This is a genomic window from Roseovarius sp., assembly GCF_048262375.1.
Taxonomy (GTDB): Bacteria; Pseudomonadota; Alphaproteobacteria; order Rhodobacterales; family Rhodobacteraceae; genus Roseovarius.
Genome location: NZ_JBLXFE010000018.1, coordinates 33,829 through 47,316, shown reverse-complemented (window position 1 = coordinate 47,316; position 13,488 = coordinate 33,829). Strand labels below are relative to the sequence as shown.

The window sequence follows — 13,488 nt, the reverse complement described above, 5'->3', positions numbered from 1 at the left end:
TACCGCTTACGCAGAGGCATAGACTGCAGGCCGGTCAGGCTCAAGCCACCTCGCTCAGCACCCGAGCAAGGTCAAAAAGACGGCGACGCTGGTTCTCCGGGATAGCATAGTAGGACCGCACCAGATCGAGCGCCTCCTTGTCTCCCATCAGATCAGCGCGTGCCGGATCGCCTTTTTCGCGTTCAGCGCTCCCGTCCGGCTCCAGGCCTTCAAAGAAAAAGCTTATGTCGACATCAAGCGACTCGGCAATATCCCAAAGCCGCGACGCGCTCACACGGTTCGCGCCGGTCTCATATTTCTGAATCTGTTGAAATTTAATTCCGACACTCTCGGCCAGTTGCTGCTGGGTCATTCCCACCAACCACCGACGGTGACGAATGCGTTTTCCGACGTGTACATCTACGGGGTGCGGCATCTAAATGTTCCTTTTTACCAACTCCGAGATCAACCGCAATCCTGACAAACCGAAATCCATATCCTGGAAATAGCGCCATAAATCCCAGCAACTCTCAGCAGAACGTATCAAACAGGCCCCAAAATTCAAGAAATATCGCTATCCATTTGCGTGCCCTATCCGAAAGATACACAATCTAAGCGAGCGAGTCCCGTGAAGAGTCAAAGCATCACCATTTTTTCTGACTTCTCGCCCATGAATTTCCGACTTCGCGCTCATCAATTTGACAGCCCGAATCAATTTCGTCTAACCAATCCTATCAATTTTGTTTCATGAACTCAGAATCATAGAGGTCAGACATGCGCGCTTATCAGATCACCGCCCGAGGCGCCGACCCTGCCCTCACCAACCTGCCCCGCCCGATCCCCAAGCCGGGCGAAATCGCCCTGCGCATCGCGGCGTGTGGCCTGAATTTCGCCGATCTGCTGATGGTCAAGGGGGCCTATCAGGACACCCCGGAGCCCCCCTTCACTCTGGGCATGGAGGTGGCGGGTGTGGTCGAGGCGCTCGGTCCCGATACGCGCGGCCCTGTTCCTGGCACCCGCGTCGCGGTCTTTGCTGGTCAGGGCGGGCTGGCGGATTATGGCTGCTTTCCGGCAGAGCGCGCCGTGCCCCTGCCCGATAGCATGAGCTTTACGGACGCCGCCGCCTTTCAGGTCGCTTACGGCACCAGCCATGTGGCGCTGGATCACAAGGCGCGGTTGCAGCCCGGCGAAACCCTGTTGGTTCTGGGCGCGGCGGGGGGCGTCGGCCTTACGGCGGTCGAGATTGGCAAACAGATGGGGGCCCGCGTCATCGCCTGCGCACGCGGCGCGGACAAACTGGCGGTTGCACAAAACGCCGGGGCCGATCACCTGATCGACGCCGCGACTCAGGACATCCGCGACGCCTGCAAGGCGCTAGGCGGCGTCGATGTGGTCTATGATCCGGTCGGCGGCGATCAGTTCAAGGCCGCCTTTCGCGCCTGCAATCCCGAGGCGCGCATTCTCACCATCGGATTTGCCAGCGGCGAGGTGCCGCAAATCCCCGCCAACCACCTTCTGGTCAAGAATATCAGCGTTATGGGTCTCTATTGGGGCGGTTACCTGAAATTCCGCCCCGAGGTGGTCACCCGCAGCCTCTCCACCCTGTTTGACTGGTACACCGAGGGGCGCATTCGCCCGCATGTCTCGCACCTTATGCCGCTCGAACAGGCCGCCGAGGCGCTCGATCTGCTGCGCCAGCGTAAATCCACCGGCAAGGTCGTGATCACGCTGACATAAGCGCCTGCGGCGTCAACGCGCCGAATCCCTGCCGCAGCATGCGCATCAACTCAGCGCGCACCTGGTCTTTGCCCGCACGGGCATAGAGGTTGATCTTCTGTACCCCCAAATCAGGCAGCGCCCCGCCGGGGTAAATCGCCTCAAGATGCGGCGGAATGCTGTCCTCCAACAGCGCCCCCACCGCCAGATCGGCGCTCACCAGCGCCTCGACCGCGCGGTCATCCTCCGAATCCACTGCCATCTCCCAGTCCATCCCCGCCGCCTCCAGCTTGCGCAGAACGATAGGCCGGAAAATACACTGACGGCAAAACGCCAGCCGCAGCGGACGGCGCTTCCACGACACGCCCCCCAGCGCGCCGGTCCAGCGCAGCGTCATTTCGGTCAGGGTCTCGCCACCGTCGCCCACACCTTCCTCGGTGGTCAGGATCACATCCACCTCGCCCCGCGCCAGCGCATCGAGCAGCTTCATCGTACTGGACGAGCGCAGACTCACCTTGACCCGTGGATAGGCCGCGTTGAACTGTTTGAGAACCCGCGGCACGACCGGATAAACGATGTCATGCGGCACACCCAGCGCCAGTTCCCCCTCAAAGCTCTCTTCGGTCAACCGCCCCACCACCTCGTCATTAAGATCCAGCATGCGGCGCGCATAGCCCACCAATTGCTCGCCAGAGGCGGTCAGCGACACCCGCCGATTCGCCCGATCAAACAGCGTGAGGTCCAGCATATCCTCCAAGCGCTTGATCTGCATCGACACAGCCGATTGCGTCAGGTTCAGCGCCGCCGCGGCCCGCGTCACACCGCCTTGATCGGCGACAGCCACCAAAGAGCGCAGCGTGGTGATATCAAGATTTCGCATACATCACAGTCCTTGATGTTAAGGCAGTCAAACATTCATTTTCAAAATTGAACCATTTCAGGCAAAAGATCAATAACTGAAATGCGAACCCTTCGCCACATCACCAAAGGGAAAGGAATGACCATGACTTTTCAGATTCACACCCCCGCCCTCGGCACCGCCTTCCCGGCTCGGCGCCTGCGTCTTGGCGATATGCTGGCGGTCTGGGCACAGCGCCGCGCTCTGCGCAGCCTCGATGAGGCGGCGCTCCTTGATCTGGGCCTCACCCGCGAGGCAGCCCTGCGCGAGGCCAGCCGCGCGTTTTGGGATCTCCCCCGTCGGCTGCATTGCTGACCGGAGGGGTGTCGCGCCGCCGCAATTGGCCATCAAAACACCCCTCCTGCCCGCTCCCATAGCCCGCGCCATCAAACGCCTCGATAAAACCTGCTAAAAATAGTCATGCAAAACTTGAAAAAGCCTGACCAACCCCCGATATTACAGGCAATGTCCCAGAACCGGGACCGCCATTCACATATCGGAGGGTTACATGGCAGAGTTGAACACGATCCGGACGGCGTCGGGCACACGCACCGCCCAGATTGACGCGGGCCTGCGCGCGCATATGAACAAGGTCTACGGCACGATGTCCGTGGGCATGCTCATCACGGCGCTTGCGGCATGGGCCATCGCGGGGCTTGCCGTGACAACCGATCCCTCGGCTGCGGCGGCGCAACTGCCCAACGGCACGCTGCTCTCGGGCTTGGGCGCGGCACTGTACCTCTCGCCGCTGAAATGGGTGGTGATGCTGGCACCGCTGGCCTTCATCTTCCTCGGATGGGGCGCCCTTCTGAGCCGTGGCTCGGCGGCAGCCGTGCAGCTTGGCTTCTTCGCCTTCGCGGGCCTTATCGGTATCTCGATGAGCTCGATCTTTCTGGTCTTCACCAGCTTCTCGATCGCGCAAACCTTCATTGTGACCGCCATCGCCTTTGCTGGCCTGTCGCTTTATGGCTACACCACCAAAAAGGATATCTCCGGCTGGGGATCGTTCCTCATCATGGGGGTGATCGGCCTGATCGTTGCCATGCTGATCAACATCTTCTTGCAAAGCCCGGCCATGATGTTCGCAATTTCGGCCATTGGCGTTCTGATCTTCGCGGGCCTGACCGCTTACTACACGCAAGAGATCAAGAACACCTATGTCGCCCATGCGGCGCAGGGCGATCAGGAATGGCTGGACAAGGCCGCTTATGACGGGGCACTCAACCTCTACATCAGCTTCCTTAATATGTTCCAGTTCCTGCTGATGTTCATGGGACAACAGGAATAACAGCGGACGTATCTGCATACCCCACAAAAAGAACCCGCCGGATCTTCATCCGGCGGTTTTTTCATGCCCGAAATCAATCTCTGACCCAGATCAAGGCCACCCTGACGCGCATTTGCTAGCATATGCCAAGGCAACAATACCGAAAGAATCTCCCATGCTGCGTCTTGGCCTCATCCTGCATCTCTTTATCGGCTCCACCCTCTCGGGATCGGCAGTCGTGGCCGCACTCGCGATAGGACATGACACGTTTTATTCCATCCTGACCGCCGCCATTCTGGGATTCATCGCGGCGTTTCCGGTGACCTATGTCGTGGCGAAATCGCTCTACGACTTGCGCTGAATCCCATCCGTACGGTTTAACCGCACAACCGTACGCTTCACCCCAACCAGGTTCGCACCGCCGCCTCGAATTCGCGCGGTTTCTCGGCATGCAGCCAATGCCCCGCGCCGGGAATCTTGGCGAACTGCGCCGCCGGAAACAGTGCTTTGATCCGGTCGCGGTGTTCGCGCCCGACATAGTACGATTCCGCCCCGGTCAGGAACATCACTTTACCCTCGTAAGATCCCGAAATATCAGGAAAACTCAGGATTTTCGGCATCTCGCGTTCCAGCGTGTCAAGGTTGAGCAACCAGCGCTTTTCCTTCACATCCAATGCCTGCAAGAAGAACGGAACGAGGGCGGGATTATCCACCATTGCCAGCAATTGCTCCCCCGCATCCGAACGCCGCTCAATCACGCTCAAATCGACCGATTTCATCGCCTTGATATACAACATCTGGTTGTGTTGATAGGCCACAGGCGCAATATCCGCCACAATCAGCCGATTAACCAAGGTCGGTTGCGTCAGCGCCAGCACCATGGACGCCTTACCGCCCATCGAATGGCCCAGCACGTCATAGGGGCCCTCTAGGCCCTCGATCACCTCGGCCAGATCATCCGCCATGTTCTCGTAGGAATGCGTTTCAAACCAAGGGCTTGCCCCATGATTCCTCATGTCGACAGCGACCACATGCCGCGTGTCCGACAGCCGCTTGGCAATCACCCCCCAATTGCGCGCCGACCCATAGAGCCCGTGCACAATCACCAATCCCGGACGCTCTGTCGGCGTGCCATGTTCAATCAGGTTCAACATGTCTTTGACATATCGCCCTCTTGGGATGGATTCCAGCCCTATTGCTTGGGGTAGGCAGACCCATTAAACTGCATCAAAAGGAATACCCAAGTGATTGATACAGAACAATTTCAAGGGAAAGTTATCGGGCTGCAAAAGGCCCTGAGCGACAAGATGGGCCTGCGCGGTGCCACGCTTGAGCGACAGTTGCGCCGGGCCGGACGCCGCTTACCCCGCCGCCCACGCCGCGCCGGTGCCGTCATCCTTGGCGCACAGGATTGGATGGCCCACCCCAAACTCGCCCGTATCCTCGATTTCTCCAGCGTAAACAACGCCTTTGCCGATTTGCACAGCTATCTCGACGGGCTTGACCCCAAAGAGGCCCGCAAGACCGCGCGTCTACGCCTTGTTAGCAGCATTGTTCTCAATCTGATTGTACTCGCCGCGCTGATCTATGCCCTGCTCCACTGGCAGGGCGCAGTTTAAGAACTATCTTTAAATATTTGAATTAGTATAAAAAAAACCCGCGCAAGACAGGGCTTGCGCGGGTCAATATCCAGTCGAACCTCAGAGGTTCGGATAAAGCGGGAACCGCTTGCACAAGGCTTCGACCTCGGCTTTCACCTTGGCCTCAACCGCGCCATTGCCCTCTGCTCCGTTGGCGGCCAGCCCATCAACCACTTCGATGATCCAGTCCGCGATCTGCCGGAATTCCGCTTCGCCGAACCCGCGTGTCGTTCCCGCCGGAGACCCAAGACGTATCCCACTGGTAACAGTAGGTTTTTCCGGATCAAACGGCACTCCGTTCTTGTTGCAGGTGATATGCGCCCGGCCCAATGCCTTCTCGGTGTCATTGCCTTTCACACCTTTGGGCCGCAGGTCCACCAACAGAACATGCGTGTCGGTGCCGTGCGTGACCGTATCCAAACCGCCCTTGATCAACTGATCCGACAGCGCCTGCGCGTTGCTGATAACCTGTTGAATATACGACTTGAATTCCGGGCGCAGCGCCTCACCAAAGGCCACTGCCTTGGCCGCGATCACATGCATCAGCGGGCCGCCCTGAATGCCGGGGAAAATCGCCGAGTTGATTTTCTTGGCCAGCGCCTCGTCATTGGTCAGGATCATGCCGCCACGTGGTCCGCGCAGGGTCTTATGCGTCGTGGTCGTGGCCACATGCGCATGCGGGAAGGGGCTCGGATGCTCACCCGCCGCCACCAGACCCGCGAAATGCGCCATATCCACATGCAGGTAAGCGCCAACAGAATCGGCAATTTCACGCATCCGGGCAAAATCGATCTGGCGCGGAATGGCAGAGCCCCCGGCGATGATCAGCTTGGGCTTGTGCTCGGTCGCCAGCGCCTGAACCTGATCATAATCAATCAGATTGTCCTGACGGCGGACCCCGTACTGAATGGCGTTGAACCATTTGCCCGACTGGTTCGGGGCGGCCCCATGCGTCAGGTGGCCACCGGCATCAAGACTCATGCCAAGAATGGTGTCGCCGGGCTGCAACAGCGCCGTGAACACGCCCTGATTGGCCTGAGAACCAGAGTTGGGCTGGACATTGGCAAACCCGCAGTCAAACAACTTGCACGCCCGCTCAATCGCCAGATTCTCCGCGATATCAACATATTGGCAGCCGCCATAATAGCGCTTGCCGGGATAACCTTCGGCGTATTTGTTGGTCATCACGCTGCCTTGTGCTTCCATCACGGCGGCAGAGACGATGTTTTCAGAGGCGATCAGCTCGATCTCGTCGCGCTGCCGCCCCAGTTCAGAGCGGATCGCGCCGAACAGCTCCGGATCGCGTGAGGACAAGGATTCGGTGAAAAATCCTTGATCTGCAACTGGTTGGTGTCCGTCGTGGGGCATTGAGGCAACTCCAAAAATAGGTGAATTGGATGTTTTCCTAAAGGAAACTCGCTTGGTTTGAAAGAATGTAAAGCGACAATTCCACCCGTAACTCCGGCATGGCTGGTCTTGGGGGGGGAATTGTGCTTCGATCCGGCGCAGATCATCGCCTTTTGGAAACAGGACCACCACATGCCTCGCAAGATCGCCTTTGTCGCCAGCGATGCGCCCATCGCCCAGACCGCGCGCGCCACACTTGCAAGCCGTTTTGGCCATGTGCCCGAGGCCGAGTCGGACGTGATCGTGGCTCTTGGCGGCGACGGGTTTATGCTGCACACACTGCACCGCACGCAGGCGCTCGATATTCCGGTTTATGGGATGAATCGCGGTACGGTCGGGTTTTTGATGAATGAATACAGTGAGACAGACTTGATCGACCGCCTCGTTGCTGCCGAGGAAGAGGTGATCAACCCCCTCGCCATGCGGGCGGAATCCTGCGACGGCACCCTGCACGAGGCCCTGGCGATCAACGAGGTCTCGCTTTTGCGCGCCGGCCCACAGGCCGCCAAGCTGCGTATCACGATAGACGGCCGTTTGCGCCTCGAAGAGCTGGTCTGCGATGGCGCGCTGGTGGCCACCCCCGCCGGGTCTACCGCCTACAACTACAGCGCCCATGGTCCTATTCTTCCCATTGGCTCGGATGTGCTGGCGTTGACGGCGGTTGCGGCCTTTCGGCCCCGCCGCTGGCGCGGTGCGCTTCTGCCCAAGACGGCATTGGTGCGCTTTGACGTGGTCGATGCCGACAAACGGCCCGTAATGGCTGATGCCGACAGCCGTTGGGTGGAAAACGTACTTTGGGTCGAAATCCGCTCCGAATCCAGCATCGCACACCGCATCCTGTTCGATCCGGGACATGGATTGGAGGAACGGCTTCTGCGGGAGCAGTTTACATAAAGAACCGTAAAAGGCGCAGCATAGGCGATCAGAAACCGCTCAATATACTCCCACCCATTGAAAAAACAGATCGGCCTGATGATCCCGGCTATGACCAGAGCAGAGCCGCCAAATCGGCTTTATTCCGCGGTCTCAGCGGCCCGCGTCAGCGCCTGCGGATCACAGAGCACGATCCCCACGCCCTCTCGCTCGATCACGCCGGCCTGCTCCCAATCACGGAACTGACGGTTCACACTCTCGCGCGACAGCCCCACCAGATCCCCCAAGTCCGATTGCGAGAACCGCTCGGAGAGCCGCAGCTTGCCCCCCGGAAGCGCCTCGCCCCATTTCTCTGACAGATGCAGCAAGAGCCGCGCCAGACGCGCCTGCCCGTCCGCCAGCATATGCGCCGTATACATGCCCGAGGTCTGACGCAGCCGCTGACAGAGCATGCCGATCACATCAAGCGCGGCATCGGGCTGTTCGCGCAACAGCTGTAGCACCTGCGCGCGGTCCAAAACCCGGCCACGCACCACCGTCGCCGCCACCGCATCGGCGCTGCGTGGCCCGCCATCCAGTACCGCCAGTTCACCCAACAGGTCCCCCGGCCCCAAATGCGTCAGAATCGAGCGTCGCCCGTCAACCGAACTGCGGCTTATCTCGACCCGGCCCTTGGTGATCAACATCATCGTTTGATCATCGGCACCCGTGGCATAGATCACCTTTGCCCTTGAAAACTCGACCTTGCGGCCGTACCGCTCCAAAAGCCCGGCAAGTCCATTTACCGCCTGTGCCGGTCCTGCCTGCAATTTCATGAGCCAAAGATCCTCTTTTTTCATGTCGCTGTGAGATGCATCACAGCAGGACCACTTACAACCTGCAATACAGTGACTATGTCTCGCGTGTTGGGGTGTCCCAAGCCCTTTTCCTATCGCAAGCCCTTGCCCTTTTTTTGCGGGACATACCGGTTGAGTGCCACCCAGCGACCATGCTGGGCAATTTCTGACCGGTCTCGCTGTCTGGCCTGATGTTTGTGAGTACGTCACGCCAGACAGCACCCTTTCAGTATCCCCGCTGAGGGATGAGGGTTCCGGCATTCTCCGGAACCCTCTTTTTTTCATTATTTCTGCGCTAGGCCAATGCTTTGCAGGGCAATCTTGATCTCATCCAAAATTGCCGGATCGTCGATGGTGGCGGGCATCTTATAGTCTTGCCCGTCGGCGATCTTGACCATGATACCGCGCAGGATCTTGCCCGAACGGGTCTTGGGCAAGCGATCCACCACCACCGCCAGCTTGAACGCGGCCACGGGCCCGATCTGATCACGCACCCGCGCCACCACTTCACGCACAACCTCTGAGGTTGCGCGCTCCGATCCGGTATTCAGGCACAGGAACCCCACAGGTGCCTGCCCCTTGAGCGCGTCCGCGACCCCGATCACCGCACATTCTGCCACGTCAGGATGGCCCGCCAACACCTCTTCCATTGCTCCAGTGCTCAGACGGTGGCCCGCCACGTTGATCACATCATCCGTGCGCGCCATGATCCAGAGATAGCCATTCTCATCCTTCATCCCCGCATCCCCGGTCTCGTAATAGCCCGGAAAGGTGGTGAGATAGGATTTGCGATAGCGCTCTTCGGCATTCCAAAGCGTTGGCAAGGTGCCCGGCGGCAGCGGCAATTTCACCGCGATGGCCCCGAGCGTGCCCGGCGCCACCTCATGCCCGCCCTCGTCGAGAATACGCACGTCATAGCCCGGCATCGCCACCGTGGGCGATCCGATCTTGACCGGCAGCGCCTCTAGCCCCGCAGGGTTGCCCGCAATCGCCCAGCCGGTCTCGGTCTGCCACCAATGGTCATAGACCGGCACGCCCATCACCTTTTGCGCCCACTCAATCGTGTCCGGGTCAGCGCGTTCGCCCGCCAGATAAAGCGCGCGCAGACAGGAAACATCATAATCCTTGATCAGCTCGCCCTTGGGATCGTCGCGCTTGATCGCGCGAAACGCGGTCGGCGCGGTAAAGAAACTGCGCACCTTATGCTCGGAGATCACCCGCCAGAACGTGCCCGCATCCGGCGTGCCCACCGGCTTGCCCTCGAACACGATCGTCGTGTTGCCATGAATGAGCGGCCCGTAACAGATATAGCTGTGGCCCACGACCCAGCCCACATCGGACGCCGCCCAGAACACCTCGCCGGGGTTCACATTGTAGATGTTCTTCATCGACCAATTGAGCGCCACCAGATGCCCTGCGGTCGCGCGCACCACACCTTTGGGCGCACCCGTGGTGCCCGACGTATAGAGGATATAGGCCGGATGATCGCCCGACACGGGCACACAGTCCGCAGGCTCCACGCCATACTGGAACCCGTGCCAGTCATAGTCACGGCCCTCTATCAGCTTGGCCACCTCTTGGTCTCGCTGAAAGATCACGCAGAATTCGGGCTTGTGCGTGGCCTGCTCAATGGCCCCATCGAGCAGCGGCTTGTAATGCACCACCCGCCCCGGCTCGATCCCGCAAGAGGCGGCAATGATCGCCTTGGGCATACAATCGTTGATCCGAACCGCCAGTTCATGCGCGGCAAACCCGCCAAACACCACCGAATGCACCGCCCCCAGACGCGCACAGGCCAGCATTGCCTCCAACGCCTCGGGCACCATCGGCATATAGATGATGACGCGGTCGCCCTTTTCTATGCCCTTGGCCCGCAACGCCCCCGCAAGGCTCGCAACCCGCCCCTGCAATTCGGAATAGGTAATCTCATGTTTGGTATGGGTCACCGGGCTATCGTGGATGATCGCCACCTGATCACCGCGCCCCGCCGTCACATGCCGGTCCACGGCATTCCAGCAGGTGTTCACCTGCCCGTCCTTATACCACTCATAGAGCGGGGCACTGGCATCAAACAGCGCCTTGGTGGGTTTGGCCACCCAGTCAATCGCCTCCGCTGCCTCCATCCAAAAGCCTTCGGGATCTGCAAGCGATCGCTCGTAAACCTCAGTGTATCCCATGGTATCCTCCTCCGATCCGTTGGATATGTGTTACGGATCGCCCTGCCTTGGGGCAAGCATCATGCGCCTCCTCAGGACACAAGGCCGCAGAAATTTTGCAGAATAGACAAAAGCCACCCTGCAAATTTTTGCAAAGCGGCTTTTTTTGTTCATCTTAACCGAATTCAGCGTCAAGTTTGCAAATCTGCAAAGATTTTATCTGCAAACCCTGATTCTATCCGTAATGCGCCACCGGCGTCCCCGCGATAGCCGCCATGTTAAGCAGCCCCCGTGCGGTGATCGACGGCGTCACGATATGCGCCCGGTTGCCCATCCCCATCAGGATCGGACCCACCTCAAGCCCCCCCGCCTTCATCTTGAGGATATTGCGCACGCCCGAGGCCGCATCGGCATAGGCAAACACCAGCACATTCGCCGCCCCCTGCATCCGGTTGCCCGGCAACAACCGCTCGCGCAGATCGGGATCAAGCGCGGCATCAATCGTCATCTCCCCCTCATAGACGAAATCACGCGGCGCCTCATCCAAGAGCGCGATCGCCTGACGCAACCGTTCCGCGCCCTCATCCGGCTGATTGCCGAATTGCGATTGCGAACAAAACGCCACCTTGGGCGCGATCCCGAACCGCCGCACATGCCGCGCCGCACCAATCGCGGTCTCAGCCAGTTGCGCGGGATTTGGCGTCACCCGCACATGGGTATCGGCAATAAACAACGGCCCATCTTCGAGGATCATCATGCTCAGCGCGCCATGCGGGCGACGGCTGGCATCCTCCAGAACATTGGTCACATATTTCATGTGCCAGCGGAATTCGCCAAAGGTGCCGCAGATCAGGCTGTCAGCCTCATTGCGATGCACCATCACCGCACCAATCGCGGTGGTGTTGGTGCGCATGATCGCACGCGCCAAATCCGGCGTCACACCTTTGCGCGCCATGACCCCGTGATAGGTCTCCCAATAATCGCGGTAACGCGGATCGTCCTGCGGGTTGACGATGTTGAAATCCCGCTCAGGCCGGATCGACAGGCCCGCCCGCTCGCAGCGCCGTGCGATCACCTCGGGACGACCGATCAGAATCGGCTGTTCGGTGGTTTCCTCCAAAATCGCCTGCGCGGCGCGCAGCACCCGCTCATCTTCGCCTTCGGCAAAGACAATGCGCCGCGACGCGGTCGAGGCCGCCTGAAACACCGGCCGCATCAAGAGCGCCGATTTGAACTTGCTGGCATCCAGACCGGCTTTATAGGCCTCCAGATCCGCGATGGGCCGGGTGGCCACACCGCTCTCCATTGCGGCCCGCGCCACAGCGGTCGAAACGACACCGGACAGGCGCGGATCGAACGGCTTGGGAATCAGGTAATCCGCGCCGAATGTCATTTGTTCGCCGTGATAGGCCGCCGCCGCCTCGGCACTGGTCGAGGCGCGCGCCAATTCGGCAATCCCCTGCACACAGGCCACCTGCATCACGTCATTGATCTCGGTCGCGCCCACATCCAGCGCGCCCCGGAAAATGAACGGGAAACACAGCACGTTGTTCACCTGATTGGGAAAATCCGACCGGCCCGTGGCAATGATCGCATCCGGCACCGCCTTGCGCGCCAGATCGGGCATGATTTCAGGGTCCGGATTGGCCAGCGCAAAGACGATGGGGCGCTTGGCCATGGTCTTGACCATCTCAGGCGTCAGGATATTGGCCCCCGACAGCCCAAGAAACAGATCCGCCCCGCCAATCACTTCGCCCAGCGTCCGCAGGTCCGTCGCCTGCGCAAAGGCCGCCTTTTCCGGGTTCATGTCCATCTCACGGCCCGCATAGACCAGCCCGTGAACATCGCAGAGCCAGATATTCTCGCGCTTCACCCCCAGCTTCACCAGCATGTTGAGGCAGGCAATGCCCGCCGCGCCACCGCCCGTAGAGACCACCTTGATCTCTTCAAAACTCTTGCCCGCCACATGCAGCGCGTTGGTCGCAGCAGCCCCCACCACAATCGCCGTGCCATGCTGATCGTCATGGAATACCGGGATATTCATCCGCTCACGACAAATTCGTTCAACGATAAAACAATCCGGTGCCTTGATATCTTCCAGATTGATCGCACCAAAGGTCGGCTCCAGTGAACAGACAATCGCCGCCAGCTTTTCAGGATCGCTCTCGTTTATCTCGATATCGAAACAGTCGATATTGGCGAATTTCTTGAACAGAACCGCCTTGCCTTCCATCACCGGCTTGCTGGCCAGCGCCCCGATATTGCCCAGACCCAGCACGGCGGTGCCATTCGTGACCACAGCCACCAGATTGCCGCGGGTGGTGTATCGGCTGGCATTCGCAGGATCTGCCTTGATCTCCAGACAGGCCTCCGCCACGCCGGGGCTATAGGCCCGCGACAGATCACGGCCATTGGCCATCGGTTTGGTGGCGCGGATTTCCAGCTTTCCGGCCCGGGGCAGCGCGTGGTAATCCAGCGCCGCTTGGCGTGCAGCTTCCTTTTGGCTGTCTGTCATGGTCCTCATCTCCCTAGGGGCAAAAGTAGTTTAATGTTAAACTACCGTTACGGCATGCTCATATCATGCCCCCGCCATTTTTCAAGCCCGAGCTTGCACCGCCGCGACGTGACGCGCAATCCCGAATACATCGCCGGTGCATCGCGGCGTTGCCCTTGGCCGCGTTTTCTGGAATGACGGTCAACACCGCAGCGCAAGAGG

At 59.7% G+C, this 13,488-nt stretch carries 13 protein-coding genes; 6 read left to right on the top strand and 7 right to left on the bottom strand.

The genetic code is table 11. The features are described 5' to 3' along the window. Positions 1 to 40: 40 nt before the first annotated feature. Entirely contained in the window at positions 41 to 415 is a 375-nt protein-coding gene (locus tag ACN0SW_RS16145) for a helix-turn-helix domain-containing protein (RefSeq protein WP_417728957.1), read from the bottom strand. A 338-nt stretch (positions 416 to 753) separates the two neighbouring features. On the opposite strand from ACN0SW_RS16145, the gene ACN0SW_RS16140 reads away from it, so the two are divergent. Then, positions 754 to 1,716: an NADPH:quinone oxidoreductase family protein gene (locus ACN0SW_RS16140; RefSeq protein WP_417728956.1), complete on the top strand. Its 963-nt coding sequence runs from the start codon at positions 754 to 756 to the stop codon at positions 1,714 to 1,716. On the opposite strand, the gene ACN0SW_RS16135 is transcribed toward ACN0SW_RS16140, so the two are convergent. After that, positions 1,703 to 2,575, bottom strand: a complete 873-nt coding sequence (locus ACN0SW_RS16135; RefSeq protein WP_417728955.1) for a LysR family transcriptional regulator — start codon at positions 2,573 to 2,575, stop codon at positions 1,703 to 1,705. The two genes, ACN0SW_RS16140 and ACN0SW_RS16135, sit on opposite strands and share 14 nt — an antisense overlap. A gap of 117 nt (positions 2,576 to 2,692) precedes the next feature. Between ACN0SW_RS16135 and ACN0SW_RS16130 the strand changes: the two genes are divergently transcribed. The 3 genes from ACN0SW_RS16130 (at position 2,693) to ACN0SW_RS16120 (ending at position 4,221) form a co-directional block, all read left to right on the top strand. Next, entirely contained in the window at positions 2,693 to 2,908 is a 216-nt protein-coding gene (locus tag ACN0SW_RS16130) for a DUF1127 domain-containing protein (RefSeq protein WP_417728954.1), read from the top strand. A gap of 193 nt (positions 2,909 to 3,101) precedes the next feature. Further along, positions 3,102 to 3,881 carry a Bax inhibitor-1 family protein gene (locus ACN0SW_RS16125; RefSeq protein ID WP_417728953.1) on the top strand — a complete coding sequence of 260 codons (780 nt, stop codon included), beginning with the start codon at positions 3,102 to 3,104 and terminating at the stop codon, positions 3,879 to 3,881. 154 nt (positions 3,882 to 4,035) lie between these two features. Continuing rightward, entirely contained in the window at positions 4,036 to 4,221 is a 186-nt protein-coding gene (locus tag ACN0SW_RS16120) for a CTP synthetase (protein ID WP_417728952.1), read from the top strand. 37 nt (positions 4,222 to 4,258) lie between these two features. On the opposite strand, the gene ACN0SW_RS16115 is transcribed toward ACN0SW_RS16120, so the two are convergent. Further along, positions 4,259 to 5,014, bottom strand: coding sequence for an alpha/beta fold hydrolase (locus tag ACN0SW_RS16115; RefSeq protein WP_417728951.1), 756 nt, complete (start codon positions 5,012 to 5,014; stop codon positions 4,259 to 4,261). A gap of 90 nt (positions 5,015 to 5,104) precedes the next feature. Between ACN0SW_RS16115 and ACN0SW_RS16110 the strand changes: the two genes are divergently transcribed. Continuing rightward, positions 5,105 to 5,479, top strand: a complete 375-nt coding sequence (locus tag ACN0SW_RS16110) for a hypothetical protein (protein ID WP_417728950.1) — start codon at positions 5,105 to 5,107, stop codon at positions 5,477 to 5,479. Between the two features lie 81 nt (positions 5,480 to 5,560). Here the strand turns inward: ACN0SW_RS16110 and glyA are convergent, their stop codons facing one another. Then, the gene (gene glyA, locus ACN0SW_RS16105; RefSeq protein ID WP_417728949.1) at positions 5,561 to 6,868 is read right to left on the bottom strand and encodes a serine hydroxymethyltransferase; all 1,308 of its coding nucleotides are present in this window, start codon (positions 6,866 to 6,868) and stop codon (positions 5,561 to 5,563) included. A 171-nt stretch (positions 6,869 to 7,039) separates the two neighbouring features. On the opposite strand from glyA, the gene ACN0SW_RS16100 reads away from it, so the two are divergent. Continuing rightward, positions 7,040 to 7,801, top strand: a complete 762-nt coding sequence (locus ACN0SW_RS16100; RefSeq protein WP_417728948.1) for an NAD kinase — start codon at positions 7,040 to 7,042, stop codon at positions 7,799 to 7,801. A 119-nt stretch (positions 7,802 to 7,920) separates the two neighbouring features. Here the strand turns inward: ACN0SW_RS16100 and ACN0SW_RS16095 are convergent, their stop codons facing one another. From ACN0SW_RS16095 to ACN0SW_RS16085, 3 genes are all read right to left on the bottom strand, one after another. Then, positions 7,921 to 8,595, bottom strand: a complete 675-nt coding sequence (locus ACN0SW_RS16095; RefSeq protein ID WP_417728947.1) for a Crp/Fnr family transcriptional regulator — start codon at positions 8,593 to 8,595, stop codon at positions 7,921 to 7,923. A gap of 305 nt (positions 8,596 to 8,900) precedes the next feature. Then, complete coding sequence (gene prpE, locus ACN0SW_RS16090) at positions 8,901 to 10,793, bottom strand: propionate-CoA ligase PrpE (protein WP_417728946.1); 1,893 nt, start codon at positions 10,791 to 10,793, stop codon at positions 8,901 to 8,903. 214 nt (positions 10,794 to 11,007) lie between these two features. Continuing rightward, complete coding sequence (locus tag ACN0SW_RS16085) at positions 11,008 to 13,287, bottom strand: NADP-dependent malic enzyme (RefSeq protein ID WP_417728945.1); 2,280 nt, start codon at positions 13,285 to 13,287, stop codon at positions 11,008 to 11,010. Positions 13,288 to 13,488: the final 201 nt, after the last annotated feature.

Excerpts from the sequence above, each read along its gene's own strand:
- ACN0SW_RS16145 (WP_417728957.1), bottom strand. The coding sequence starts at position 415 with ATGCCGCACCCCGTAGATGTACACGTCGGAAAACGCATTCGTCACCGT.
- ACN0SW_RS16140 (WP_417728956.1), top strand. The coding sequence starts at position 754 with ATGCGCGCTTATCAGATCACCGCCCGAGGCGCCGACCCTGCCCTCACC.
- ACN0SW_RS16135 (WP_417728955.1), bottom strand. The coding sequence starts at position 2,575 with ATGCGAAATCTTGATATCACCACGCTGCGCTCTTTGGTGGCTGTCGCC.
- ACN0SW_RS16130 (WP_417728954.1), top strand. The coding sequence starts at position 2,693 with ATGACCATGACTTTTCAGATTCACACCCCCGCCCTCGGCACCGCCTTC.
- ACN0SW_RS16125 (WP_417728953.1), top strand. The coding sequence starts at position 3,102 with ATGGCAGAGTTGAACACGATCCGGACGGCGTCGGGCACACGCACCGCC.
- ACN0SW_RS16120 (WP_417728952.1), top strand. The coding sequence starts at position 4,036 with ATGCTGCGTCTTGGCCTCATCCTGCATCTCTTTATCGGCTCCACCCTC.
- ACN0SW_RS16115 (WP_417728951.1), bottom strand. The coding sequence starts at position 5,014 with ATGTTGAACCTGATTGAACATGGCACGCCGACAGAGCGTCCGGGATTG.
- glyA (WP_417728949.1), bottom strand. The coding sequence starts at position 6,868 with ATGCCCCACGACGGACACCAACCAGTTGCAGATCAAGGATTTTTCACC.
- ACN0SW_RS16100 (WP_417728948.1), top strand. The coding sequence starts at position 7,040 with ATGCCTCGCAAGATCGCCTTTGTCGCCAGCGATGCGCCCATCGCCCAG.
- ACN0SW_RS16095 (WP_417728947.1), bottom strand. The coding sequence starts at position 8,595 with ATGAAATTGCAGGCAGGACCGGCACAGGCGGTAAATGGACTTGCCGGG.
- prpE (WP_417728946.1), bottom strand. The coding sequence starts at position 10,793 with ATGGGATACACTGAGGTTTACGAGCGATCGCTTGCAGATCCCGAAGGC.
- ACN0SW_RS16085 (WP_417728945.1), bottom strand. The coding sequence starts at position 13,287 with ATGACAGACAGCCAAAAGGAAGCTGCACGCCAAGCGGCGCTGGATTAC.